This is a genomic window from Pirellulales bacterium, from assembly GCA_019636335.1.
Classification (GTDB): domain Bacteria; phylum Planctomycetota; class Planctomycetia; order Pirellulales; family JAEUIK01; genus JAHBXR01.
The window spans coordinates 20,812-46,626 of record JAHBXR010000004.1; the positions used below are offsets into that span (position 1 = coordinate 20,812).

At 63.0% G+C, this 25,815-nt stretch carries 19 protein-coding genes and 1 tRNA gene; 6 read left to right on the forward strand and 14 right to left on the reverse strand.

All coding sequences use genetic code 11. From position 1 onward, the window contains the following. Window positions 1-50: 50 nt before the first annotated feature. Window positions 51-1,271, reverse strand: a complete 1,221-nt coding sequence (locus KF708_05520) for a thioredoxin family protein (protein MBX3412159.1) — start codon at window positions 1,269-1,271, stop codon at window positions 51-53. Window positions 1,272-1,325: 54 nt separating this feature from the next. On the opposite strand from KF708_05520, the gene KF708_05525 reads away from it, so the two are divergent. Beyond that, the gene (locus KF708_05525; GenBank protein ID MBX3412160.1) at window positions 1,326-1,469 is read left to right on the forward strand and encodes a hypothetical protein; all 144 of its coding nucleotides are present in this window, start codon (window positions 1,326-1,328) and stop codon (window positions 1,467-1,469) included. 85 nt (window positions 1,470-1,554) lie between these two features. Here KF708_05525 and KF708_05530 read toward each other — a convergent pair whose 3' ends face one another. After that, window positions 1,555-2,394: a DUF2236 domain-containing protein gene (locus KF708_05530; GenBank protein MBX3412161.1), complete on the reverse strand. Its 840-nt coding sequence runs from the start codon at window positions 2,392-2,394 to the stop codon at window positions 1,555-1,557. A gap of 831 nt (window positions 2,395-3,225) precedes the next feature. Between KF708_05530 and rho the strand changes: the two genes are divergently transcribed. Further along, complete coding sequence (rho, locus tag KF708_05535) at window positions 3,226-4,542, forward strand: transcription termination factor Rho (GenBank protein ID MBX3412162.1); 1,317 nt, start codon at window positions 3,226-3,228, stop codon at window positions 4,540-4,542. Between the two features lie 282 nt (window positions 4,543-4,824). On the opposite strand, the gene KF708_05540 is transcribed toward rho, so the two are convergent. From KF708_05540 to KF708_05575, 8 genes are all read right to left on the reverse strand, one after another. Then, window positions 4,825-5,922 (reverse strand): exo-alpha-sialidase, encoded by a 1,098-nt coding sequence (locus KF708_05540; protein ID MBX3412163.1) that lies wholly within the window; start codon window positions 5,920-5,922, stop codon window positions 4,825-4,827. Between the two features lie 122 nt (window positions 5,923-6,044). Next, entirely contained in the window at window positions 6,045-6,701 is a 657-nt protein-coding gene (locus tag KF708_05545) for a pentapeptide repeat-containing protein (GenBank protein ID MBX3412164.1), read from the reverse strand. 42 nt (window positions 6,702-6,743) lie between these two features. Then, window positions 6,744-7,376, reverse strand: a complete 633-nt coding sequence (locus KF708_05550; protein MBX3412165.1) for a DUF1080 domain-containing protein — start codon at window positions 7,374-7,376, stop codon at window positions 6,744-6,746. A gap of 185 nt (window positions 7,377-7,561) precedes the next feature. Then, window positions 7,562-8,542, reverse strand: a complete 981-nt coding sequence (locus tag KF708_05555; protein MBX3412166.1) for a Rieske 2Fe-2S domain-containing protein — start codon at window positions 8,540-8,542, stop codon at window positions 7,562-7,564. Between the two features lie 449 nt (window positions 8,543-8,991). Next, window positions 8,992-9,858 carry an SDR family oxidoreductase gene (locus KF708_05560; GenBank protein ID MBX3412167.1) on the reverse strand — a complete coding sequence of 289 codons (867 nt, stop codon included), beginning with the start codon at window positions 9,856-9,858 and terminating at the stop codon, window positions 8,992-8,994. After that, window positions 9,855-10,358: a Holliday junction resolvase RuvX gene (gene ruvX / locus KF708_05565; protein ID MBX3412168.1), complete on the reverse strand. Its 504-nt coding sequence runs from the start codon at window positions 10,356-10,358 to the stop codon at window positions 9,855-9,857. Before ruvX ends, KF708_05560 begins: the two co-directional genes overlap by 4 nt. Beyond that, entirely contained in the window at window positions 10,345-11,421 is a 1,077-nt protein-coding gene (locus KF708_05570) for a mannose-1-phosphate guanylyltransferase (protein ID MBX3412169.1), read from the reverse strand. Before KF708_05570 ends, ruvX begins: the two co-directional genes overlap by 14 nt. Window positions 11,422-11,487: 66 nt before the next feature. Next, on the reverse strand, window positions 11,488-12,888 hold the full coding sequence (locus tag KF708_05575; protein ID MBX3412170.1) for a UTP--glucose-1-phosphate uridylyltransferase: 1,401 nt from the start codon (window positions 12,886-12,888) through the stop codon (window positions 11,488-11,490). 259 nt (window positions 12,889-13,147) lie between these two features. Between KF708_05575 and KF708_05580 the strand changes: the two genes are divergently transcribed. From KF708_05580 to KF708_05590, 3 genes are read left to right on the forward strand one after another with little or no spacing between them, the layout of a single operon-like run. Then, window positions 13,148-14,374, forward strand: a complete 1,227-nt coding sequence (locus KF708_05580; protein MBX3412171.1) for a TPM domain-containing protein — start codon at window positions 13,148-13,150, stop codon at window positions 14,372-14,374. Between the two features lies 1 nt (window position 14,375). Further along, on the forward strand, window positions 14,376-14,930 hold the full coding sequence (locus KF708_05585; protein ID MBX3412172.1) for a LemA family protein: 555 nt from the start codon (window positions 14,376-14,378) through the stop codon (window positions 14,928-14,930). Continuing rightward, window positions 14,927-15,391, forward strand: a complete 465-nt coding sequence (locus KF708_05590) for a hypothetical protein (GenBank protein MBX3412173.1) — start codon at window positions 14,927-14,929, stop codon at window positions 15,389-15,391. The genes KF708_05585 and KF708_05590 overlap by 4 nt, the downstream gene beginning before the upstream one ends. 296 nt (window positions 15,392-15,687) lie before the next feature. Here KF708_05590 and KF708_05595 read toward each other — a convergent pair whose 3' ends face one another. Then, window positions 15,688-16,197 carry a hypothetical protein gene (locus tag KF708_05595; GenBank protein ID MBX3412174.1) on the reverse strand — a complete coding sequence of 170 codons (510 nt, stop codon included), beginning with the start codon at window positions 16,195-16,197 and terminating at the stop codon, window positions 15,688-15,690. A gap of 175 nt (window positions 16,198-16,372) precedes the next feature. Then, a tRNA-Arg gene (locus KF708_05600) sits at window positions 16,373-16,445 on the reverse strand. Window positions 16,446-16,591: 146 nt separating this feature from the next. On the opposite strand from KF708_05600, the gene KF708_05605 reads away from it, so the two are divergent. Next, complete coding sequence (locus tag KF708_05605; GenBank protein ID MBX3412175.1) at window positions 16,592-18,025, forward strand: tyrosine-type recombinase/integrase; 1,434 nt, start codon at window positions 16,592-16,594, stop codon at window positions 18,023-18,025. Between the two features lie 602 nt (window positions 18,026-18,627). Here the strand turns inward: KF708_05605 and KF708_05610 are convergent. Further along, on the reverse strand, window positions 18,628-23,985 hold the full coding sequence (locus KF708_05610; protein ID MBX3412176.1) for a PKD domain-containing protein: 5,358 nt from the start codon (window positions 23,983-23,985) through the stop codon (window positions 18,628-18,630). Window positions 23,986-24,691: 706 nt separating this feature from the next. Continuing rightward, complete coding sequence (locus tag KF708_05615) at window positions 24,692-25,813, reverse strand: acyl-CoA/acyl-ACP dehydrogenase (protein ID MBX3412177.1); 1,122 nt, start codon at window positions 25,811-25,813, stop codon at window positions 24,692-24,694. Window positions 25,814-25,815 lie beyond the last annotated feature (2 nt).

Sequence of the window (25,815 nt, forward strand, 5' to 3'; positions counted from 1 at the left end):
TGCCCGCTGCGTCGCTGCGTCTACTTTCTTTTCTCCACTGCTCCCCGTTCTTACTGACGCATGGCCTGCATGATGGGGACGGCGTAGGGGCTGGGGCGCTGTTGGCTACCGGCCAGCTTGGCGGCCTGTTCGAACTTGGCGTACGACTGTTCGTTCGAGAAGAGATAGAGCCGACCGTCGTAGACGCCACCGCACTCGCGGCGACCCGGCACGCGCACGCCTTGCTCGCGGAGCACGACGGCGTCGTCGCCCGCTTCGACCGGGGCGTACTTATGCGGATTTTCGAGGAACAACTGTCGTTCGCGGGGACCTGCGAATAAGTAGGTGCGACCTTCGTGAATGGCGCCCCATTGGCGATCTCCCACGACCCAGGTCCAGTTTTCGATCAATTGCACGGGACAGTAGCCGTCGAGACCGAGGGGCGGACTGCCCGGGGGCAGTCCGGTGGCCGTCTGCCCGGCGACTTGATTTTGTTGCGGCTGCATCTGCGGAGCCGTCGGCTGCTGCATCGGCGCCATCGGAGGAGCCTGCTGCGGAGTGCCCGCGGCGGCCGCCCAGGGGGGAGGCGAAGGCATGCTGTTTCCCGGCAACTGCGGCTGCTGATACTGCTCGATCGCGGGCGCGGTGGGAGCCGGCGAAGCAGGAAGGGGTTGGTTCATCGGCACCTGGTTCGCCGCGACGTCCGTGGCTGGCGGCGCCTGGTAGCTCGGCGTGCTTGAGGCGGCGGGGGGGGAATTCGGATCCATGCCCTGCTCGCGATAGTAGCCGGCGTAGCGATCTTCTTTCTGTGGCCGCCCAGGAGTTGCCGCCGGCGCCGGCGGAGTGGTGGGCGCGGCGACGACATCAGCGGCCGGCATCGCGCTCGCGGCGATTTGATTCAAACGCCCCAGGTAGTGATGCGGCAACTGCGGGCTGGGGGTCGTGCCGACGACCGAACCATCGGGCTTGATGATCACGTCGGTCGGAATCGAGCGCACGCCGTATTGGGCCGCGATGGGACGATTCTGATCGACGTTCAATTTCACTGGCACGAACTTGGCCTCGAGTTGCTCGGCCATGCCGGGCTGGTTGAACACCGATTGCTCGAGCGCCATGCAGGGATCGCACCAGGGCGCCCAAAAGTGGACGACCACCAGGCGGTTGGTTTCGGCGGCAAGGCGCTTGGCCGCTTCGAGATCCTGCTGCCACGCGATCGGCTGTTGAGCCTCGGCGGCCGCGACGTAGTGCAGAGCCAGCAGCACGACGACAGAATGCCAGATGAATTGACGCATCGACCTTGAGCCTCGTAAGCGCGTGTATGCATGCCAACGGCGAACGAATCGACGATGCCCGCGCGCCGCGATCTTCGCGACGCCGCAGGCGATCTGCCCGGTTCCACCGACAGGGGAACGTCGATCCGCGCAGCAGAGTTTGGGCTGCCGTGGGTGTTTATCGGACGCTACCTCGCGCCGAATGGCGTGAAAATGTAACGGCTCTGCTGCTTTCTCGGGTGTTTTCGATCGCGACGCGCTGCTAGCAGGATGCTGCTATCGTCGAGCGGAGAAGATGCGAAAGCTAGCTCGGCGGTCCGAGCTGATCGATTTCGTAACCGCGCGGATAACTGCGCCGCTGGACCTGGGTGAGCAGGCGCGGGTGACGTCGCGGAGGCAACCAGCGCACGGCGCCAGCGCGCAGACGAAGCAGGCCGTGGAGTAGCGGGCGTAGCCCAGGCAGGGGGGCACGATACGAAAGCGCCTCGCGCATGACGTCGTCGACCAGCGCGTCGACCATGGCGCCGGCGACGGGATGCGCGTAGCGCGGAAACCAGCTCAGGAAGAGGGCCCGCGTGGCGGCGCCGACGCGGCGATTGGTTTCGCAAGGCCGGATGCGATCGCGTTCGTAGCCGCGGTTGAAGCGATCGAAGGTGTCGAAGTCGGCCGGGATGTCGCGGATGCCCATGCGAGTGCCGATCTCGTACCAGAACCAGAAGCTGCCCAGGCGCTCCTGCTCGGTGAGAGGGCGCCAACCAAAGCGAGCGATCCAGCGTATAGGTTCGTAGATGAACGTGCTCAAGACGTAGAGATAATCGTCGTTCTGAATTTTGAAGCGGCCGTGGATTTCGTTCATCCTGCGGAGGGCCGCTCCGCCGCGCGGGCTGTCGTACCCGTGCTCGACGATTTCCGCCAGGATCAATTCGGTGTCGTCGTAACGTTTGGCGGCGCGCTGGGCGAACTCGCCCGAGCAATCGAGGATGGCCGAGATCGTGGGGACGCAAAACGTCCGCAGCAGGGCCAACTCGAGCGAGCGTTCGAAGTCCCAAGGGAATTCGTAGGCGCTGCTCAGAAAGACAATTTCCTGATGATCTCGGCGCGGGTCGAGCGTGAGGATCTTGGCCAGAGCGGGCGAACGAACCATGGAGGGGCGGTCGCCCGGCTGGCGACTCGAGAGCGGGAGAAAAAACGTCGGACGAAACTCCGGACGACAAGGTTCAGGATAGCCGCGGCGGCGCCCGGTACCGAGGGGTGCTGGCGGGTGGGGGACCGCCCACCGATCGGGTGATCGGCACAACGCTTGCTGGCGGATCTGGGCGAGGCGGGCAGGGCTTGTTTTTCCCAATTCCCACTCGATTTCGTGCTTGACACGTTCCGAAACTTAACTAGGATTATCGTAGTTTTGATTCTGCCTACACGAGTTAGGCGCTACGGGGTCGCAAAGTAATCTTTGGCCCCGTCTCCCTGTCAGGAAGTGAGTTACAGGGGGAACAAGCATGGCGCCTTTGGGCACCGGCCTTCCCGGATTTGTGTTTCCGACAGCCTCACGGTGAGTGGCTGTTGTTCGTGGGACAGGCCTGCCGTAGGTGGTTAATCTGCCCTCGTTGGCCTCAGTGCTTGGCGAGCTTGGCGTGACCCTTGTGTATTGGGTTGCGTGAGAGAGCCGCCGGCTTGTTGCCGCTTGGCAGCCATAAAATCCCGCGCGAAACCGCGCTGGGGTTCGTTCGATCCGTGCCAGTCGCCTTTGGTTGCGGCACGGCCACTCTGTCCTCGATTGCCAAGTCGTGGATGAGCTTTGATCTCTGAGCGAACAGGAATCGGACTCGCTCCGATTCCTCCATCCTGCATGTTTGATGCAACGGCCGCCCCGGCGGTCGTTCCGACCCTCACGCGGGGCGTGCGCACCGCCCGTGTGGTTTGCCAACCAAGTTGCGCCAGAGTTATAGGGCCGGATTTTCTCCGCTGGTGATTCAAGATGAAAAAGAAGAAGCAGGGCGGGCGCCCGCGCGGCCGTGGTGGTCCTGGGTATGGTGGTCAGGGCCAAGGGGGACCGGGGGGGGGACAGCACGGGCATAACAACGGTCCGCGAGGCCGTTTCCGTGGTCGGCCTCATCCGGGGAATCGCAGTCATCAGGCCGAGCCCGAGCTGCAGGAAAACGGCGAACCGATGCCGCTTGAGCCTGCCCGCGGCGTGCTTGAACTGCACCCCAACGGTTACGGCTTCCTCCGCTCGGTCGAGAATAACTACCAGCGCGAACGGACCGATCCCTTCGTGCCGGGGGCGATGATCGAAAAGTTCCGCCTCCGCGAAGGGTTGCTCATCAACGGCATGGTGCAGCCGAATCGCAAGCAGCAGGGACCGCGTCTGCGCGAGATCATCGACGTCGACGGCATGCCGCCGGCCGATTATGCGAACGTCAAGACGTTCGACTCGCTCACGCCGATCAATCCGGAGAGCTGGTTGCAGCTTGAAACGGGGCAGCAGCCGCTGACTACCCGCGTGATGGATCTGCTGACGCCGCTGGGCAAGGGGCAGCGTGCCTTGATCGTCGCTCCGCCGCGCACCGGCAAGACGATGATGCTGCAACAGATCAGCCATTCCATCTCGGAAAACTATCCCGACGTGACGTTGATCGTGCTGCTGATCGACGAGCGTCCGGAAGAAGTGACCGACATGCGCCGCTCGGTGAAGGGCGAAGTGGTGGCCAGCAGTCTGGACCGCGACGTCGAAAGCCACGTGCGTCTGTCGCAGTTGGTCGTCGAGCGCTGCAAGCGCCTGGTCGAGATGGGCAAGGACGTCTTTCTGCTGATGGATTCGATCACGCGCATGGCCCGCGCGTTCAACAAGTGGGTCGGCAACACCGGCCGGACGATGTCGGGGGGCGTCGATATCAAGGCGCTCGACATTCCGAAGAAGCTCTTCGCCACGGCCCGCGTGTTCGAAGAGGGAGGCTCGCTGACGATCGTCGCCACGGCGCTGGTCGACACGGGGAGCCGCATGGACGAGCTGATCTTCCAGGAGTTCAAGGGGACCGGCAACATGGAGCTGGTGCTCGATCGCAAGCTGTCGGACCGTCGCGTCTGGCCGGCGATCGACATTACGCAGTCGGGTACGCGCCGCGAAGAGAAGCTGCTCGATCCCGAGACGCTGCATGCCGTCACCATGCTGCGCCGTACGCTGACGCAGATGCATCACGTCGACGCCATGGAACAGCTCACGCAGAAGCTGGGCAAATTCAAGTCGAACAAAGACTTCATCAAGCTGATCGCCGGAGCGGGCGTGGCGCAGTAGTTTCACGCCCCGGGCGCAGTCCATGCCGACGGTGCAGGACGTATCCAGCAAATCAAGAAGCCCGGTCGTTCCCTTATGCGGGGGCGGCTGGGCCTTTTTGCTGGTGCTCGATTCTTCGTCGTGTCGTTGGGGCGGCTGAACCAGACCTTGCGCGGCTGGCAGGCGTCCTTTCGCCACGTACATCCCAACCGCGTGTTCCATCGACTCGACGGGTAGAATGACGGGCAGAATATTGTCACGCACGGGGTGCGTGACCTACGGTGCTCCGCGCGAGCCGTATTCCTATCCAGGCCACTTGCCGTCGACGATCGGCTTCGTGTCGAGTTTGGCCGGATCGATCTCGGCGTAGCGGATCTTCTTCCGCTTCCAGGTGTACGTGATGTGCGCGTGGCCGTCGGGGGTGCAGATTACCGCCGGATAAGAAAACTCGCCTGGCTCGGTTTCGAGCGGTAGGGCAGCTTCCCACATCTGGCCATCTTTGCTGAGGGCCACGTTGAGCGGGCTGCGGCCGCGGCGCGTGTGGTTGTAGACCAATAGCATCCGCCCATCCTTCAGGTTCACCGCGTCGATGCCGCTGTCGGGATGGGGCAAGTCGATGCCCGTCAGGGGAGACCACGTCTGCCCGTCGTCCTCTGACCAGGACTGGGCGATTTTTCCCTTGCCGCTGCGGCAGAGGATCTGCAACTTGCCTTCGGGATGGAAGAGGATCGTCGGCTGGATGGTGCGAAACTGCTTGGGATCGGCCACCGAGTCGGTCTTCGTCCAGGTGCGGCCCAGGTCGGGCGTGCGCTCGAGATGCACGCGCCAGTCGCGCCCCTTCCGCTCCGTGCTCGAGGGGCAGAGTAGCGCGTCTTTGACGGGCACCGGCTTGTTCTTGATCGGGCCGAGGATGCCGTCGGGCAGCCGCTCGGGCGCGGACCACGTCTGGCCGTAGTCTTCCGAGCGAATGAGCATGCCCCACCATTCGATCGGGTTTGGCCCCACCTTGTAGAAGAGCAACAGCGGACCGTCGTGTACCTGGTAGAGCACCGGGTTCCAACAGGGATAGCGCTTCTCGGCCGACTCGACGCCATTGGCCACCATGACACCGTTAGCCACCTCGACCGGCGCCGACCATGTCGAGCCGTCGTGCCGGCAGACCCAGATGCCGACGTCGTCGTTCCCTTCGTCCGATCCGCCGAAGAAGGCCGTCACCAGCCCCTTGGGCGTCTGCTCGATCGTCGAGGCGTGGCACGAAGGGAACGGGGCTTTGTCGTAGAGGAATTCGTGGACCAGGACGCCCGGCTTATCGGCGGCTTGGGTGTATAGCGTCGACAACAGAGTCGATCCAATGAAGGGAAGGATCATAGCAACCGAGAGCAATTTAAAGCGATGAGTCATGGAGCATTCTCGACAATGCGTGCTAGGCAGGAATATGAGGCGAGCAATTCTGTGGTGCCATTGTAGCGATGACGAGAGAAGTCTGCCTGACCCGTAGGTTCGCGTGGAAGTACGTCTTTCCGTTAGCCTCCTGGCGGTTCCGGTCCTTCGTCGTTACTCCAGGCGACGACTCGTCGCTGCAGGTCGTCCAAGAGCAGGCAGGTTCCTTGCCCTCTTGTCAGCACTGCGCCATCCATCAGTGCATCGTCAAATGTGCAGGTCTCGAACTTACTGCGTCTCAAGTCAGCATGCCGTAAGTCCGCGAATTTGAAATTGACGCGCTCGTAGATCGATGCGCGCATGTCGGATCGAGTCAGAACCGCACCCGTGAAATCGACATCAATAAAATCGTTCCAACAGAGATTCGACTCCGACAGGTCGGTGTTACGGAACGATGTGTCACGAATCTCGGATCGACCGAAGAAGGTCCGCGGGATCGTCAAGTTCGATAGATCGTCCCCTTCGCCGACACGTGTGCGAAAGAACGTCAGACCCAGCGGCTCGTCATCGTCGTATTGAGGCAGGTGATCGGGCAGCGGAGGTTGTTCATCCGATCCGAGATATCCCAACTCCTGAATACGACGAATCGATTCCTCGTAACTAGCTCGCGATTCGGCCATGGTTTGCCCCTCTGTTGATTCAAATTCTGCACGGACCTCTTGTTGCTGCGCAACACCGACGATTTTGCGAGGGATATTCTCAAAGCAAAGAAAACCACTCCGCAAAATCGTCGGTGCCACCCGCCCGTTGGTCTGTGCGCGCCCATGCGCGGCAATCTGCTGCTACTTCGCCGGCAGTTCCATCACTTCGACCTTGCGGATCGAAACCTTGCTGCCTGGATCGTGTTGCTGGAAGGCAAAGTGCCCCTCTTTGAACGTTTGGTCGAAGTCGAAGTATTCGTACAGTTCGTCGCCGTTGACGGTGATCTTGATCTTGGTGACCTTGCGGCCGCGCCACACGTCGTCCTTCACTTCGAGCTCGTAGGTGAACCATTCGTCCGGCTTGACGAGCGGCTTGTAGACGTGGCACATACCGTAGAGCGAGCCGGTGCGGATCGGATCGCTATGCGTGCTATCGATCTGCGCCTCGTAGCCGTCGGTGAAGCCGGGGCGGCGCTTCGTGCGGAAGTAGAGGCCCGAGTTCCCGCCGTCGTTGATCTTCACCTCGGCGCGGTACTTGAAGTTCTTATAGGGGCCGGTCGTGTTGACGAGCATCGAGGCCGCGCCCGAGCCTGCCAGGGCGCCGTCCTTGACCTCCCAGACGCTCTTGTCGCCGCCGACTTTTTCCCAGCCCTCCATCGTCTTGCCGTCGAACAAGGAAACCCATTCGCCATCGGCCGCGCGGCAATCGGCGATCCACACCGCCCCGATCATCAGGGCCAGCGCGAGCGAAAGTAAACGAAGAGACAATTTCATCGGTGCATCCTCGGAGTCAGGTTCGTAGCGAATGAATCTCGATGGTCTACCGCAGTGGTAGAGATTGTGCCGGTCGGGCGGCATCCCCTGCGAGGGCCTTCGACCATGTGTCATGGCACGGGCCGATTATCGGTGGTCGAACGACCGCCGGCAAGCGGCTTCCAGAACCTTGGGGAGAGCTGGAATCAGGCCTCTTGAGTCACCGTTTCGGGCTTTACGTTGCCACGATAGATCCGCTCGATGCGGTCGCGGTTCAGCCCCAGCACGCGGTCGAAGCGGCTGAGCTTCATCCCTTCGAGCGCGGGGCTCTTGTCGGCCAACTGCTCGAGCATCTTCACGTCGCAATTCACTTCGAGATTCACCAGGGCCCGCAGCGCCGGCTTCGTCAGCGCAATGAACGCGCGGCGGCCGGCGCTCGGCGCGCGCAAGAAGGCGAACGTCACGAGCTGGGTGCGTTCGTCGTCGAGCGGATTGAAGAAGACCCAGACCCGCCAGCGGTCGCGACGCTCCTCGCCCGACTGAGGATCGATCCAGTACTGGTTGTAGATCGTGTGGACCGGCGAAAAGTAGGTGGTCCAATCGTCGACGAAATGATCGCCGCGGTGCAGGCCCGAGATGGCCGATACGAGCCAGGGGGTTTTCTTTTGCGGACCGGAGTTCACGACGCGGATGCTCGAGTCTTCCGGCTCGACGCGCGTCTCGACCTCGCTCATCCGCGACAGGTCGTAGCCGAAATTGGCATGCGTCGTGGGCGTGTGCTCGACCTCGGTGAAGTTGTCGAGTACCACTTCCAGCGGCGCCTGGATCACATGCTCGAGCGTGCCGATGTGCGCGAAGCTTTCTATTGCCGTGAACTGCGGCATTTCTGCTACGGCGCCGGCCCGCTTGATCCAGATATAGTCGCGTGCGACGGCGGTGTCGTAGCTGTTCGTCTTGGCGTGCAACTTGGGGGTGCCGGGGCTCTCGCCGTTCCCCTCGCAATCGTAGGTCCAACCGTGGTAGGTGCATTGCAGCCGGCCATCGATCACGCAGCCGCGAGAGAGATCCATGCGGCGATGGACGCACATATTATCGAGCGCCCCGATCTGGCCGTTCTGGCCGCGAAAGAGGACGATATCGCGTCCGCCCAGCCGCACCCGCGCCGGCTGAGTCCCGAGCTTGGACATGGCAAGCATCGGATGCCAGTGATCGAAGATCGCCATCAGCCTCGACCGATCTGCTGGAGCAAGGATTCGCTGCGCCTGTCACGAATGGACGACGTCGGCGAAGGAATGGGAAGAATGTGTGGCGTTCATCTTACAGCGTCTATAGCACTGAGCAAAATCTTGCGCGGTTAGCATTTAGGTTTGCTTTGCCGGGCAGGTCTCAGAATCCAGCGTCTGGCTAATCACCTGGTTTGCTTGCAGTCCACCCGCACTTGTCGCATCGAAAATCGGTCTCTGCCCGAATCTCATTGCCGGATATGCTTTGTCGGGCACCCCACACCAATGAACCGCCACACTGTGGACATGGCTGGGGATGGCGGATAACTGGCTTTGGTCCGAAGCGAAACCGTACCTGTCGTTTCAACCGGTGCCATGTGCGCCGAAACCAAATTCGAGGTTTCATTGTCGTACTATTCCCCCTCAGCCAAGATCGCCGCTAATCCCTCGCGGTAACTCGGACAAGAGAGCACCGGCCGAAGTTCGGCCAGTAGGCGGGCATTGCAGATGCGTTTGTCGGTCGTGGCGCGGGCCGCGGCCGGTGCATCGGCGGGCGGCGGGGTGAACCGTGGTGCCGGGGCCCCGAGCTGACGGGCTAGCTCTTTGTAATATTCGCGCCGCAACACCGGCTGCCCATCGGCGACGACGTATAAACTCGGCAAGCGTGCGTTGGTCTCCGCCGCCAGCACGACATTGGCCGCATCATCGACGTGGATCAAGTTTAAAAAGCCTTCGGCGGCCGCGGCGATCGGTTCGCCCGCCAGTAGCGTCTCGCGACGTGGGATGCGGCCCGGTCCGTAAAGGCCCGCCAGGCGCAGGATCACGGCCCGGGCGCCGCTGCGGTGCTTCATCAAGGTTTGTTCGGCGGCCAGGCAGTCGATGCCGTTCTGGCGCGTCGGCTCGGTGGGAGAAGATTCATCGACCCACTCGCCATCCCGCTGCGCGTAGACGCTGGTCGAGCTGATGTAGATCAGTCGTCCGCTGGCGTCGGGAATCGCGTCGAGCGCCGCGCGCAGTCCGCCGACGTAGACCTCGTGCATCGTACGGCCCGAGCTGCGGTCGAAGCCGATCGCGTAGAGGATTGTGTCAGCGACGGGCAGTCCGTCGAGCGAGCCGGGCTGCGTCACGTCGGCCACGAAGGGGCGAATGCCTTTCTCACGCAGTCGTTCGGCCCGGGCCATGCTGCGCGTGACGGCGTACACTTCGTGCCCTGCCTCGCGCCAACGTCGGGCGACGCGGAGGCCCAGGTATCCGCAACCGAAGATGAGTTTCGTGCTCACGTGCGCCGATCTTCGAGCGGACCCGGTTCGCCTCGGTGTCCGCCCGACTCGAGATAAGAGGAAAGGATGATCTGCGCGGCCAGCATGTCTCGTCGCGCCTTGCGGCGCTTGCTCGTCAGCTCGGCGGCCTGGAGCATCTGCTCCGCCTCGGCGCTGGTATAGCGTTCGTCGAAAAACTCGACTGGCACGCCCGTCGTCTCCGTGAGCCAGGCGCCGTACTGGCGAGCTTCGTACGATTTTGCACTTTCATCGCCGCTCGGATAGAGGGGCAGCCCCACCACGAACAACACGACCCGCTCTTCCTTCACGAACTGCTGGAACCAACGGGCATCGGCCCCCTTGTCGCGGCGCGTGTAATTCTCGTAAGGGCTGGCCAGCCGGCGCTCGGCGTCGGAAATGGCCACGCCGATCCGCACGGTGCCGTAGTCGATGCCCGCCACGCGGCCCGGTGGCTGCGGTTGCGGCGGCGGAGGAGGTGGTGGCGTGCTAGAGGTACTCATGCCAGCCATGCTCCTCGATCAGGCGGACCAGCTCGCGAATCGCCTCCTCGTCGTGGCGATTGGCCACCAGCGTGGCATCGGGCGTATGCACGATGAGCAAATCCTGCACGCCCAGCGTCGCGACCAAGTGCTTCTCATCGGTGCGCACGATCGTGTTTGCCGTGCGCACGCCCAGGTGCCTGCCGGAGATCGTGTTGCCGGCATCATCCGCACCGCGCAAGCGCGCGAACGATTGCCAACCGCCGACGTCGTCCCAATCGAAGGGGGCCTCGATCACCACGACCTCGTCCGCCTTCTCCATCACGGCATAGTCGATCGAAATCGGCTTGATCGCCGCGAACTCGCGCCGCAGGACCTCGTCGCGCGCGGGCGTGTCCCAGGCGGCGGCGATTGTCTTGAGGTGGGCGAACATCTCCGGCTGGTGCCGTTCGAGCGCGTCGAGAATCGTCTTCGCCTGCCAGATGAATATCCCCGAGTTCCAATAGAAGTTGCCCGAGGCGAGATACTCGCGCGCTGCTTCTGCTTTCGGCTTCTCGCGAAAGCGCGTCACGCGGAAAACGTTTTGATATTTCGCATCGAGTGGCGCGCCCCGTTCGATGTAGCCGAACGTCTCGGCCGGATACGTCGGGCGAATGCCGAAGGTGACGATCCGCCGCGGCGACTCGTCGACCAATTGCTCGGCGAGTTCGAGCGCGTCTTGAAAGGCCTCGTCGGTGACGATCACGTGGTCCGACGGCATGACCGCTAGCGTGGCGTCGGGATCGTGCCGCGAGATGCAGATGGCTGCCAGCCCAATGCAAGGGGCGGTGTCACGCTTGCATGGCTCGGCCAACACGGCGTCGGAGGGCAAAGCTGGCAACTCCGCGACGATGCCAGGCCGCTGCACGTCGTTCGTCACCACCAGCACGCGCTCGGCCGGCACGAGATCGCCGAGCCGCGCGACGGTCGCCGCGATCATCGAACGCTCGTCCGCGAGACGCAACAGTTGCTTGGGGCGCGCCGTGCGACTCTCCGGCCAGAACCGTGTGCCGGATCCCCCCGCCATAATCACCGCATGCAGCATGACTTCTCCGCGAAAGCACGCGGTGCATCGCCCACGCCAGGCGATCGGCACCGCATGATCGCGAGTCTAGCAGAAATAGCGCGGTTCGGTCACTTGCAGTCCCGGCTCGATCTTGGTCGCCAATTCCGCAGCGTCGAGCGCAAAAGAGGGGCTGATCTCGACCGCCACGTCGGGCGCCACGCGGGCGCCGGCCGCCGTCAGCCACTCGCGATGCAGGGCGATCATCTGTGATTGCACCCTCTCCGGCGAATCGGTCGCCGAGCCGGGAGCATTCTTCACCGGCGCGAACTCGCGCGCCGCGTCAATCTCGACCACGATCGCCCGCTGCGCCGCGGGCAACAGATCGAAGATAAACCGCTCGAACTTGATGGCGTTCGGCTCGTCGGGCTCTACCATGCGCCCCGCCGCGTCGAGATAGGGGACCTTCTTCTTGGCCAGGTGGAAGGGCAAGGCGTCGGCCGAACGGGCGGCTCGCGCCAAAAAGTCGACGTCGAAGACATGGACCGCCGTATTGCCCGCCCAGAAGCGCAGCGATCCATCGCGCTCGCGAACCTCGGCCACGTCGTCGGGCAGGTCGCTGTACTCGATGATCTGTACCTGGCCATCGACCGACACGACATTGCCCACGCGATCGCGCGGGGCCCGCTTGGCGATCACCTGCGTCGACATCTCGGACTGTTCGAGCAGGTGCAGACCGATGAACTCGGGATCGCAGACCGAGACCAGCGGGTTGTCGATCTGCATGTAATACAACTGGCGGATGCCGCGCTCGCGCATCGCGGCGAGCAGCCCGCTACGGTCGAGCGCGCGGAGCGTGCCGCCGTGGCCATCGGGGCTGAGCTGCAACTGCCCGCGCTCGGCCAGTAGCACCTTGCCCGTGGCCATGTCGAGGGCCGGCATCGTCCCCTGGCAAAAGACCGCGAGGTCCCCCGAGGCGAAGCCGAACTCGCCACGAGCGCCGAGATAGGCCACCGTCTCGGCATGCGTCGCGGGGCTCGTCATGAGATACAGCGGCGCCGCGCGACCATAGCGTCGGGCCACGGCCTGCGTCTTGGCCAACAGGATCTCGAACAGCGAGGCCTGCGAGATCGGACCGATCGGGTAGATGCCTTTCGGCCGCTCGAATCCGAGCCGCGTCCCCTGCCCCCCCGCCACCAGCACGACGCCAATCTCGCCGGCCGCCAGCGCCGCGGCGCCACGTTCGCGGGCTGTCTGGCGCCGTGCGGGGGCGTCTTGCAGACGAAACGCCGGCGGCGGCACGGCGCGTCGGGCGCGGGCCGCCGCGTCGTTCGTCGCCACCTGGTGCGCGAACAGGTCAGCCAGTTCGGCGAAATCGACGGTGTCGATCTGGACGCCCAATTCGTCCTGCTCGACCGCCGAGAGCCCGTCCCAATAGCGCAGCAAATGCTCCTGACCAAACGCCGCGAGACGCTCGAGCAAGGCACGCTTCACGGGTACGGAATCCATGGTCGCCATGATGGGGGCGATTCGCCGGGAATCTGACTTCTTACATTCGACAATTCTAGCTCAAGCCAAGCGTTTGGCGTTAGGCGATTCGCGCCCTCTGAGAGCGTCGGACGCTCGATCGCCGGTAACAACGCAACGCCCGACACGCTTGGGCAAGTAGACGCCCCAGACCGGGCGTGCTAGCCTCTGGGCGCTGGCTGGCGTCCGAAAGCTCACCTCCACCGGCCAAGAAACGCTCGGCCACCCGGCCTACCTGTCTATGACGAACTGTCTCGCCCTGGTCGCACTGGTGCTTGCGGTCGTGCAGCCGCAGGATCTGACCAAGCGCGTCCACGACTATTCCGCGGTCTTGCCTGCCGCCGAGGCGGCCGAGCTCGAAACACTTTGCCAAAGGCTCGAAGCGGACACCACGGCGCAGTTCGCCATCGTCACGGTCCCCTCGCTCGATGGCCTCACGGTCGAAGAGTACGCCAACGAACTATTCAACGACTGGGGCATCGGCCGGCGCGATCTCGATAACGGCGTGCTGCTGCTCATCGCGCCGAACGAGCGTCGCATGCGCATCGAGGTCGGACGGGGAATCGAGCCCTTGCTGACCGATAGCCTGTGCGGCGAGATCCGCGACGATTTCATCATTCCCGCCTTCAAACGGGACGAGCTCGCCGTGGGCATTCGCGATGGGGCACGAGAGATCGATCGTATCCTGCGCGAGAATCGCGAGGCGGCCCGCGGCGTGCCGAACTCCGCACCCCAGTTCGTACACATGCCGCGTCGCGAAGCGCGGCTCGCCACCTGGGTCACGATCGGCGCGGCCGTCGTGCTGTTCGCCCTCAGCCTTTGGGCCGCCTACCATCGCGCCTTCTCGTCGTGGTACTTCTTCATCGCGGCGCTCGTCATGGTGACGATCCTCGGCGTCGCGATCGCGTTCGTCCTGAATCTACCCCAGCGCCAGCAGCCTTGGGGTTGGCTGGGAGGAGCCATCGCCGCTAGCGGCGCGGCGCTGTGGAGCCATTGGCGCAAGTACGCCCGGTACGGCCCCCGCGGTTGCTCGAAATGCGGTACCGCGCTCGAGCGCCTCGGCGAAGAGCAAGACGACGAATATCTCAGCGACGCGCAAAAGCTCGAAGAGAAGATCGGTTCGGTCGACTACGATGTCTGGTACTGCCCGGCCTGCCTGCACGCCGACACCGAGCGCTACGTCAGCTACTTCTCGGGCTACGGCGATTGCCCCTCGTGCAAGAGCCGCACGTTCAAGGAAGGCCCGCAGCAGACGATCCAGATGGCCACGACCTACTCGACGGGCGTCGCCCGGGTCGAAGGACGCTGCGTCCGCTGCAACAAGAAGACGGTGCGCACCGTGATCTTGCCGCGCATCTCGACCTCGTCGAGCAGCTCGGGCAGTAGCTTTGGCGGCGGGGGTGGGGGGGGTGGAAGTAGCTTCGGCGGTGGTTCGAGCGGGGGCGGAGGCGCCTCGGGAGGCTGGTGACATGTACGCGACTTTTGCAGCCATCGTTCTCTGCGGCGCCGTTGTGCTGTGGTACCTCTTCGCGTTCAACCAACTGGTCCGCGCGCGGAACGCCGTCGATCAGACCTGGTCGAACATCGAAGTCGAGCTCCAGCGGCGCTTTGACCTGATTCAAAGCCTTGTGGAGACCGCCAAGGGTTACGCCAAACACGAATCGGAAACCTTTCGCGAGGTGGCGCGGCTGCGCACGCGGGAACGCCCCTTTGCCGATGCGGGCACCGCCAACACCGCCCAGCACGATCTGAGCGGCGCCGTGGCGCGGATCATGCTGCTGGCCGAGAGTTATCCCGAGCTACGGGCCGACAAGAACTTTCTGCAATTGCAAAACGAGCTGACCGAGACCGAGAATCGCATCGCCACGCGGCGCAACGCCTACAACCAGACGGTCAATTACTACCAGAACCTCTGCCAGGCGATTCCCACGAACCTGGTGGCCGCCATCCAGGAAATGCCCCCCAAGGCCTTCTTCGACGCGCCCGATGAGCTTGCCCAGGCGCCGGAGATCCGACTGTCGTGAAATACATCATCCTCCCCCTGTCGGTCGTCGTGATGAGCGGGCTTATCGCCAGCGCCTTCGTCTGGGACTGCGTGCGCCTCGATCGGCGGTATGCGGCCCAACTGAGCGCGGTGGACGGCGAGCTGCTCAAGCACGAGACGCGCCTCATTACGGCCGTGCAAGGCATGCCTCGGGTGCCCGACGACGTGAACGCCGCGATCGAACAATACCGGGCCGCCGGGGGGCGCAAGGATCGCCACGCCGCGTACGCCACGCTCAAGTCCACCACCGAACGCTCGCTCAACACGTCGCTCGACCCGACCAACCCGCTGGCACGCCGCGTGATGGATGACGTCGCCGGAGCGATCAACCGCCGCTCGCTGGCCGAAAAGCCCTATGGCGACGCACAAGGCCAATACCAGGCCTGGCAGAACTCCTTCCGCGGCCGAGTCGCAGGCAATTTTGTTGGCGTCTCGAATTAAGGCATGCCCACAACATCACAACCCGACGCGTCAGCGAGGGAATGAAAAATTCAGCGAGACGCCAAGTCGCAAGACAGAGAGTTCAACGGAGACGCGAAAGAAATGAGACGTAGGGCACTGCTGGCTTGCCCAGCAGTGCGCGGTTCACACACCCCGTACGTGACAAAACCGAAGCTTCAGCGAGGAAGCTACCCCCTCGTGTCGTTGTGGTGAGCAATCGATCGTAACGAAGGACCACGACGTCACCACGACACGACGCAAAGTAGAACGAGGAAGAACCACCGCGACGCGACGAATCAGCCCGCCTTGGCAGTCTGCTTCCGCGCGATGTTTTGCCGAATGCTGTGGGCGTAGCGGGCGACATCCTCGGGGGACCAGACCAGGTTCCACGACTTGTGCCAGTCGGCGTACTTGTCGCCCCCCCCTTTCTTCAGCGCGATTGCGGCCACCGTCGAGCAGTTGCGATCGAGCGTCGACCACGATTGCAGCGGGCCGTACAATTCGACCCCGTCGCGCACCAGGCCGAACGACGCCCACCAGTCCTTCACCGCCGCTTCGTCAAGGCCATTGATATAGATGATGTCATCCGCTCGCTGCCCTTCGTCGCGCTCGTCGTCGAGCAACGAGCGATTGCGGAAGGGCGAAGACGCATAGATGTTGGGGTGCAGGCCCGAGGGAACCTGGCCCGGGTTGGCCGGCCACCAGCTCATGTAGGTCGTGTCGACCTGCACCGAGGCGTGTCCGAAGGCGGCGGGCTTCTGATCGCCCCCCTTCATGCGAAAACGCCACACATAGACGATGACCATCGCGTTGCCCTCCTGGATGAATCCACGGCGTTATTGCTGTCCGCGCGGCCAATGAGCCCCTTTGAAGAACGGTGCTCTCACGCATTCCGGGCTTCCGTTGGGCGCCCTAGGCTCATGGGCTGCACTGAGTGGAATAAGCCACACCAATGGACCGCGCGTCGCCAGCCGAATCAAGTGCGCCTGGGCTGATTCGAACAGCCGACCTACGGTTTAGGAAACCGTTGCTCTATCCCCTGAGCTACAGGCGCAATGCTTAAAAATAGGCATTATTAGTGACATTCACGGCGCTGGTGTCAAATTTGACTCCCGATTTGACACTTGACACCACTGTCGACGCCTCAGTAGTCTTTGTTGGGCCAAAGTTGACATCCGTGAAGCTACAACGTTCGGGTGCATGGCGCAAACCCTAGAGGAAGTCGACGCCGTGACAAAGTCTACCCTTCCGCCACCGCCCGGCAAAGTACACTTAAAGTACGAGAAGCCGAGCCCAAACTTCCCGCTCTTTCCTCATGCCACAGGCCGTTGGGCCAAGAAGATTCGCGGCAAGCTGGTCTACTTCGGACGCATGGCGGACGATCCAACCGGCATTGCGGCAATCGCTGCATGGCAGAAGTACAACTCCGAATTGCTTGCTGGACGCGGGCTCGATAAAGCAAAGCCAAGGCGGCGTGCCGGCCATCCTGAAAAGCCATACCCTGAGTTCCCGCTGTTCGCGCACGCCACGAAGCGCTGGGCCAAGAAGATTCGCGGAAAGCTGGTCTACTTCGGCCCGTGGGATGACCCCGAAGGCGCACTCGCGAAGTACCTAGAGCAGAAGGATGATCTGCACGCCGGCCGCGTGCCGCGCGTTATAGACGGTACGACGATCAAGGATGCGGTCAATGCCTTCCTCGACGTGAAGGAAGCCAGGCTTACGAATGGCGAACTGTCTCCGCGCTCATTCCGCGACTATCACGCGACGTGTGCGCGGTTGGTTGAATTCTTCGGGCGCAATCGACTCGTCGATGACATTCGGTCGGATGACTTTGGACGACTGCGGATCAAGTTGTCTAAGACGCTTGGGGCCGTCTCGCTGGGGAATGAGATCCAGCGCGTTCGCACCGTGTTCAAGTTCGCCTATGACGACGGCCTGATTGAACGGCCGTTACGCTTCGGCCAGTCGTTTGCCAAGCCGGCTCGGAGTGTGATCCGCAAGGCCCGCGCCTCAAGTGGCGCGAGAATGTTCGAGGCCGAGGAGATACGCAAGTTGATCGACGAGGCGGGCACACCATTGAAGGCGATGGTCCTGCTAGCCATCAACTGCGGGTTCGGCCAGTCCGACATAGCCGAGCTTCCGCTGTCGGCCGTCGATTTGACAACCGGCTGGATCGACTTTCCACGCCCAAAGACGGGTGTACCCCGGCGGTGCCCACTGTGGCCGGAGACAGTTAAGGCACTCAAATCGGCGATCAAGAACCGGCCGGAACCGGCGGATAATGCCGATGGCAACTTCGTGTTCCTGACGACGTTCGGCCGGCGTTGGGTGCGGACGAAACTAAATGCGAAGGGGGGTATTATCAGCGTCGATTCGGTACTCCTGGAGTTCAAGAAGATCATCGTTGCTGCCGACGTCACGCCGCACGGATTTTACGCGTTGCGGCACTCGTTCCGCACCGCGGCCGACGGCGCACGCGACCAGATTGCGGTGGGGCTCATCATGGGCCATCACGACGAAAGCATGGCAGGGGTCTACCGTGAGCGCGTCGAAGAGGCGCGGCTCAAAGCAGTCACGGACCACGTGCGGCGTTGGCTCTGGCCCCGCGGTGTCAGGAAGGCGAAAGCGAAGTAGCATCAGGTCGGCGGGATGGCGATAACTTCTGACCGTCGGAAGGCCTGTTTCCGACCGACAAGTAATACTCACCCGCTCTACCGCCTTACCGATTCACGGGACCCGGCAGAACGTGGCAGTCAAGTCGGCCGGCGCTACGATAGACTCATTACGGCAACTTGCGCGGAAGCTATCGCCGACGCCGTGAACCAGTCGCATGCTCCATCCGTGCTTCTGCTTTGTCCAACGCCCGCAGCTTCATTAGCGCCTTCCAGGCTGCTGTCTCTTTGACAGTCGATGCGGCGCACCCAAGTTCCTCGGCGTTTTTCTCGCCGACATACTCGGATCTCCTCATCCACAGGTCGGTTAGTCGTGCGTTCACTCCCGGTCGCTGAGCCCTCTTGGCTTCTGGTACCACTGCGGGCCGCATTTTCACCAGGTTCGCCGCGCCGGCTACTGCGGGGGCCTGCATCCCAGATTTTGCAGGTTGCTGCCCGGTAGCAATCGACCTGTCGACCCAGTCGAGCAACGCCAGGGCCGCGCGGCGCATAAGAACGTCGTTTCAATGACTGATCGAATCGCTCCGAATCGCGCTTCGAGCCCATACGCAAGACGAGGCGCCATTACGGCATCACGAATCCTGCCGTATTGACCTCTTCTTCGTTGGCTTCGTGGTCGCCCAGGATGTCCTGGAACAGGTTGTAGAGGAACCAGTCCAGATCGGTGGCGCCGCCCGTGAGGTTGTCGACTGCCTCATCGTCGAAGACGGTCATGCCGGGAACGAGGTACGTCGTGCCGTTCGCGCCACCGGGGGCGCCGGTGAGATGCGCCACGCGATCCTCGTAGCTGCCCGCCGAGCTCCACTCGGCGTGGAGGGCCAATAGCGCCGCGGCATTGAGATCGAAGTTCGTCTTGTCGGCCAGCAAGAGATCCTCGCCGGCCTCTCCCCGGAGCGTGTCGCGGCCAAAGCCGCCCAAAAGGACATCGTTGCCCGCGCCGCCGCTGACGCTGTCGTTGCCCGAGCCGCCGCTGAGCACGTCGTTGCCGGCGCCGCCGAGGAGGGTGTCGTTCGACTCGCCGCCATCGCCGCCGGTGATGAGATCGTGATCGTTTCCGCCGTCGATGAAGTCGTTGCCGTGATGGCCGAAGATCTGGTCGTTGCCGTCGTCGCCGAAGAGACTGTCAGCGCGTCCTTCGGCGCCGTCGCTGCCGTCGCCCAGGATGGTGTCGTTGCCGCTGCCGCCACGGATGGTGTCCTTGCCCCCTTCCAGGCCATCCCCTTCGATCAGGTCATTGCCCGGGCCGCCTGTGATCGAGTCATTCCCTTCGGCGCCATCCCCTTTTGCGCCGACGAACTCGCCGCGGAGGATGTCATCGGCCGCGCCGCCGATGAGCGTGTCGTGGTGGCGGCCCCCTTCGAGCGTGGCGGAAATGGTCGTCAGCGCGCCGGCATCGAGCCGGTCGTGGCCGGCGTGCCCTCGGCCGATGACGCGGCCGGTGACGCCGGAATAGGTTTCAACAACGTTCGTCGCGAAGCCGCCGACCTTCGTCGTGCGGACCTCGACCGCGTGGGCGCCGGTTTGAATGAACTCGACGGCGTCGTCGCCGCCGGAGCCTTCCCACTCGAGGTTCGCGCTGACCTGCGCGAGACGCCAGAGGTGGATCGTATGCACGGCGTTCTCGCTGGCGCCACCATCCTTGTCGGTGGCGCGGACCTGTACACGGAACGAGCCGGCCGTCGTGAACGTGTGACTCACCAGCGTGCCGCTGGGGCCGACGACCGTCTGGTCGAACGTGCCATTGCCGTCCCAGTCGATCTGGAAGGTAAAGCCGGCGCTCTGATCGACGGACGAGGGATCGGCGGCCGTGAGCACAAAATCCTCGCTGATGCCCGTCCTCGTCGTCATCGGGCCCGACACGCCCGCGATCGGTGGTGCGTTTACCACGGTGATCTCGACGAACGCGGACGAGGAAAGCGTTCCGATGCCATTGTCGGTGACGATGATTTCGATCGAGAACGGATTGGGGCTCACCGACAAGTTTTCGGGCGCTATCCAGGAGATCGTGGCCTGCCGCGCGCCGGGTCCCGGCGCAATCGTCATGCCGGCCGGAGCCCCGGGGCCCAGGCTGAACGTCAACGTATCGCCCGCGTCGAGGTCGGTCGCCGACACGATCAGGCTCCAAGGCCCTTCGCCTACCGTCTGCTGGTCGATCGGGTCGAACTGGGGCGCGTCGTTGGGATCGAACTTCCAGATCTCGCGGCCGGTCGTGCCGTCGTTGGCGGCAAAGTAGAGCGTCCCGCTCACGTTCGTCAGGTACTGCGGATCGGAGCTATTTGAGTTAATAAAAATATCCTTGACGCGGATGGTGCCGGCCGCTGTGCCGTCGCTCCTCCATAACTCGCGGCCGCTCGTCCCGTCGTCGGCGCTAAAATAGAGCATCCCCCCCACGTTCGTCAGGTGCCGCGGATAGGAGCTACCTACGCCGGCGCGAATATCCTCGATGCGGATGGTCCCCAGCACCGTGCCGTCGCTCTTCCACAACTCGTGGCCGTTCGCCCCGTCGTCGGCGCTAAAATAGAGGGCCCCACCCATGTTCGTCAGGTACCGCGGATAGGAACTAGCTGCGCCGGCGCGGATGTCTTTGATCCGTACGGTGCCGGCTTCGGTCCCGTCACTCTTCCACAGTTCGCGGCCGTTCAGCCCATCGTCGGCGCTAAAGTAGAGTGCCCCCTCCACATTCGTCAGGTACCGCGGATAGGAATCGCCCGAGCCTGTGTGGATATCTTTGACGCGCACGGTGCCGGCCTCGGTCCCGTCGCTCTTCCATAACTCGCGGCCGTTCGTGCCATCGGTGGCGCTGAAGTAGAGTGTCCCCCCGACGTTTGTCAGGTACCGCGGAAAGGAGTTGCCTGATCCAATGAAGATGTCTTTGATACGTACGGTGCCGGCCTCGGTTCCATCACTCTTCCACAACTCGAAGCCGTTCGTGCCATCGGTGGCGCTGAAGTAGAGAGTTCCTCCCACGTTCGTCAGGTACCGCGGATAGGAACTACCAGAGCCGGCGTGGATGTCCTTGATGCGTACAGTGCCGGCCTCGGTCCCGTCGCTCTTCCAGAGCTCAGAGTTGTTCGCCTCGGCTGTGGCGCTGAAGTAGAGGGTTCCCCCCACATTCGTCAGGTTACCCGGATAGGAGCTACCTGAACCGGCGTGGATATCCTTGACGCGCACGGTGCCGGCCTCGGTCCCGTCACTCTTCCACAGTTCGCGGCCGTTTGTGCCATCGTTGGCGCTGAAGTAAAGGATTCCCCCCACGTTCGTCAGGTTACCCGGATAGGAGCTACCTGAACCGGCGTGGATATCCTTGACGCGCACGGTGCCGGCCTCGGTCCCGTCGCTCTTCCATAACTCGCGGCCGTTCGTGCCATCGTGGGCGCTGAAGTAAAGGGCTCCCCCCACGTTCGTCAGGTTATTCGGATAGGAGTTGCTTGCGCCGGCGTGGATATCTTTGACGCGGACAGTATCGACCTCGATCCCGTGGAGCTTCCACAACTCCACGCCACGCATCCCGTCGTCGGCGCTGAAGTAGAGGGTTCCTCCCACGCTCGTCAGGTCCCATGGAGAGGAGCTACCTGGTCCGACGAAGATATCCTTGACGAGAACGGTTCCGGCTTCGGTCCCATCGCTCCTCCACAACTCGATGCCGTTCGTACCGTCACCTGCGCGGAAGTAGAGCGTTCCTCCCACGTTCGTCAGGGTATTCGGAGAAGAACCAGCAGAACCGGGGTAGATATCCTTGACACGGACGGTGCCGGCCTCGGTCCCGTCGCTCTTCCACACTTCGATGCCGTGCGTGCCATCGTCGGCGGTAAAGTAGAGCGTCCCCCCCACGTCTGTCAGGTCCCACGGAGAGGAATTATTGGGTCCGGCGTAGATATCTTTGACGCGGAGGGTTCCGGCCTCGGTGCCGTCGCTCTTCCACAACTCGACGCCGTTCGTGCCATCGATGGCAACAAAGTAGAGCGTCCCCCCCACGTTCGTCAGGAAGCGAGGATTGGAGCCATCCGGTCCGGCGAAGATATCCTTGACGCGCACGGTGCCGGCCTCGGTGCCGTTGCTCTCCCACAGCTCGATGCCATTCGTGCCATTGGTGGCGCTGAAATAGAGTGTACCTCCCACGTTCGTGAGGTACCTCGGAAAGGAGCTATTTGAACCGGCGAAGATATCCTTGACGCGCACGGTGCCGGTCGCGGTCCCATTGCTCTTCCACAACTCGCGGCCGTTCGTGCCATCGTGGGCGCTGAAGTAGAGCGTCCCCCCCACGTTCATGAAGTTACTTGGATCGGAGCCACCCGATCCGGCGAGGATATCCTTGACGCGCACGGTCCCAGACTCGGTGCCGTCGCTCTTCCACAACTCGGTGCCGCTCGTCCCGTCGTTGGCGGTGAAGTAGAGGGTCCCCCCCACGTTCGTCAGGTTACCCGGATTGGAGCTATTTGAGCCGGCGAAGATATCCTTGACGCGCACGGTGCCGGCCTCGGTCCCGTCGCTCTTCCATAACTCGCGGCCGTTCGTGCCATCGTGGGCGCTGAAGTAAAGGGTTCCCCCCACGTTCGTCAGGTTATTCGGAAAGGAGCCATCTGATCCGGCGACGATATCCTTGACACGGACGGTGCCGGCCTCGGTCCCATCGCTCTTCCACAACTCGGTGCCGCTCGTCCCGTCGTTGGCGCGGAAGTAGAGCGTCCCCCCCACGTTCGTCAGGTACCGCGGATCGGAGCTATTTGAGCCGGCGAAGATATCCTTGACGCGGACGGTGCCGGCCTCGGTCCCGTCGCTTCTCCACAACTCGAAGCCATTCGTGCCATCGAAGGCGCGGAAGTAGAGCGTTCCTCCCACGTTCGTCAGGTTACTCGACCCGGAGGAATTACCAAATCCGGCGAAGATATCCTTGACGCGCATGGTGCCGGACTCGGTGCCGTTGCTCTTCCACAACTCGACGCCAGCCGCCTCGTCAAGAGCGGTGAAGTAGAGCGTTCCCCCCACATTCGTCAGGTTCGACGGGTAGGAGCTACCTTGTCCGGTGACGATGTCCTTGACGATTACGGTGCTGGCTACGGTCCCGTTGGTCCTTAACAACTCAATGCCCAGCCCGGTAAGCGCGGTGAAGTAGAGCGTTCCCCCCATGTCCGTCAGGTTACCCGGAGAGGAGCTCATTGAGTCGCCGGTGAAATCGATGAAGATGACCGTGCCGGCCTCGGTCCCATCGCTCTTCCACAACTCGCGGCCGAACGTGCTATGAAAGGCGGTGAAGTAGAGGGTCCCCCCCGCGTTCGTCAAGTTATCCGGAAGGGAGCCACCTGATCCAGCGACGATATCCTTGACACGGACGGTGCCGGCCTCGGTCCCATCGCTCTTCCACAACTCGCGGTTACCCACGAGAAGCAGTTCATCCGCTACATCCCCGGCGGTGAAGTAGAGAGTCCCGCTCACATTCGTCAGTTTACTCGGAAGGGAGTTATTTATTCCGGGGAAGATATCCTTGACACGGACGGTGCCGGCCTCGGTCCCATCGCTCTTCCACAACTCGGTACCGTGCGTCTCATCAAAGGCGGTGAAGTAGAGCGTCCCCCCCACGTTCGTCAAGTTACTCGGACCGGAGCCACCTGATCCGGCGACGATATCCTTGACACGGACGGTGCCGGCCTCGGTCCCGTCGCTCTTCCACAGCTCAACGCCGCTCGTGCCATCGTCGGCGCTGAAGTAGAGCGTCCCCCCTAGGTTCGTCAGGTATCGCGGATCGGAATGATCTGATCCAGCGCGGATATCCTTGACGCGGACGGTGCCGGCCTCGGTCCCGTCGCTCTTCCACAACTCAAAGCCGCTTGCGCCATCGTAGGCGGTGAAGTAGAGCGTGCCTCCGACTTCGACGAACCGTAATGGGCTCGAACCAAGTCCTACTGCATTGATGTCTCTCACCATCTCGGGCGTGGCGGATAAGAGCCGGCGATCTTCAAGGGGTTCGAGCCCTGACTGACGCGAGATAGTCGATAGAGTCGCGCGGCAAAAACCCCCAGAGCGCCGCTGAGCATGCCTTCGATACCGCATTGGAAACACCTTTGTTGGTCAATGGTGTAGCGCTATGCGACGCCGACTCGTGCGTCGCCCGACCGCATGGAGAATACTGATACTGCGCAGATGACTGCCCCAACCCGGGCGGCAGGGCAACGGCGCCACGCCGCGGTCAGGCTCCCTCGCGCTCCAGACGCCTCGCCCTGCCGCGCCGACACTGGCTAATGCTTAATCCGGAAGAATCTCCCCGCCATCCACCGCGGAACGAACATTTTGAGGCAAAAAAGCCTCGTCCGTAGAATCCGTGGGGGGAATACCAGATGTACGTGGGCTTCCTGCGCTGCGGAGGCCAGGGCTTGCGAGCCGTGGAGCTACTGGGAGACGGTGTGTGACGCGGCCTGAAACAGGCGCCGTCTCGTCCCACATTCGGCCTTCGGCCGACTGGGCTGCATCCGTGCGACGGGCAAGTAATGCGGCGGTCACACCGGCGAAATGCGCCACATCCGCTCGTTCTTGATGGATTGCGCCTCGCGCAGCAGAGCAAATCTCTGTAGCACCTGCTTGAACTTCTCTCCCGAGCTACAGGCGCGTGACTCTATTCTTATCCGTCCCGCCGTCAAGCGTCGATCAACTGTCGCGCCAGCAGTTCTCGGTGATAGATTGCGTCGCCGAAGTAGATTTCCGCGGCCTTGGCGCGCTTGTAGTACAGTTGCAGATCGTGTTCCCAGGTGAAGCCGATGCCGCCGTGAACCTGGATGGCGCGGTTGCCCACTTCCCGCGCGGCGTCGGATAGATAGGCCTTGGCGATCGAGACGGCGCTTTCCGCCGCGGGATCGTTCTCCGAGAGCGCCCAGGCGACGTAATACGCGGCCGAGCGGCCGCTTTCGAGCCAGAGCAGTACGTCGGCCAGTTGGTGTTGCACCGCCTGGAACGAACCGACCGGTTTGCCGAATTGCTCGCGCGTCTGCACGTAGGCCGTCGCCGTCTCGAGCATCCACTGCATGCCCCCCACTAGCTCGGCGCACACGACGACGGTGGCCGTCTGCACGCCGCGCGCGAGCGCCTGCTCGGCGGCAGCCCCCTCGGCCAGCACCGCGCTCTTGGCAACCTCGACGTTCTTGAACGTCACCTCGTAGAGCTTGCGCGTGGCGTCGATGGCCGGCGTGGCGCGCACGTCGAGTCCCGCAGAATTCCGCTCGATCGCCACGATCGCCCGCTCGCCGTCGAGCTGCGCGACGACGAGTAGCAGGTCGGCCACCGCGGCATCGAGCACGAGGAGTTTCTGGCCGTTCAATCGCACGCGGTCGCTTTGCACGGTGGCGGTCAATTCGCTCGCCGCACCGGTCCAGTCGAAGCTTGACTCGAGCAGCGCCACGGTGGCGCGCAGCTCCCCCGTGGCAAGGTTGGACAAGTACTGCCGTATGCTCGTGGACGAGGGGATCGCCTGCAGCGTCGCCGAGGCCCAGAGATTCGACAGAAAGGGTCCTGGCAGGCAGGCGCGCCCCATCTCTTCGGCCACGACGGCCAGCTCGACCAGGCCCAGGCCCAGCCCGCCGTCACTTTCGGCGACGATCATGCCCAGCCAGCCCTGTTCGGCCATGCCGCTCCACAGCTCGGGATCGTACGCCGTGTCGCTATCCATCAAGCGCCGCACGCGTGACGTGGGGCACTCGCCGGCAAGAAACGTCCGGGCCGTCTGCTGCATCAATCGCTGCGTATCGGAAAGATCGAATTCCATGG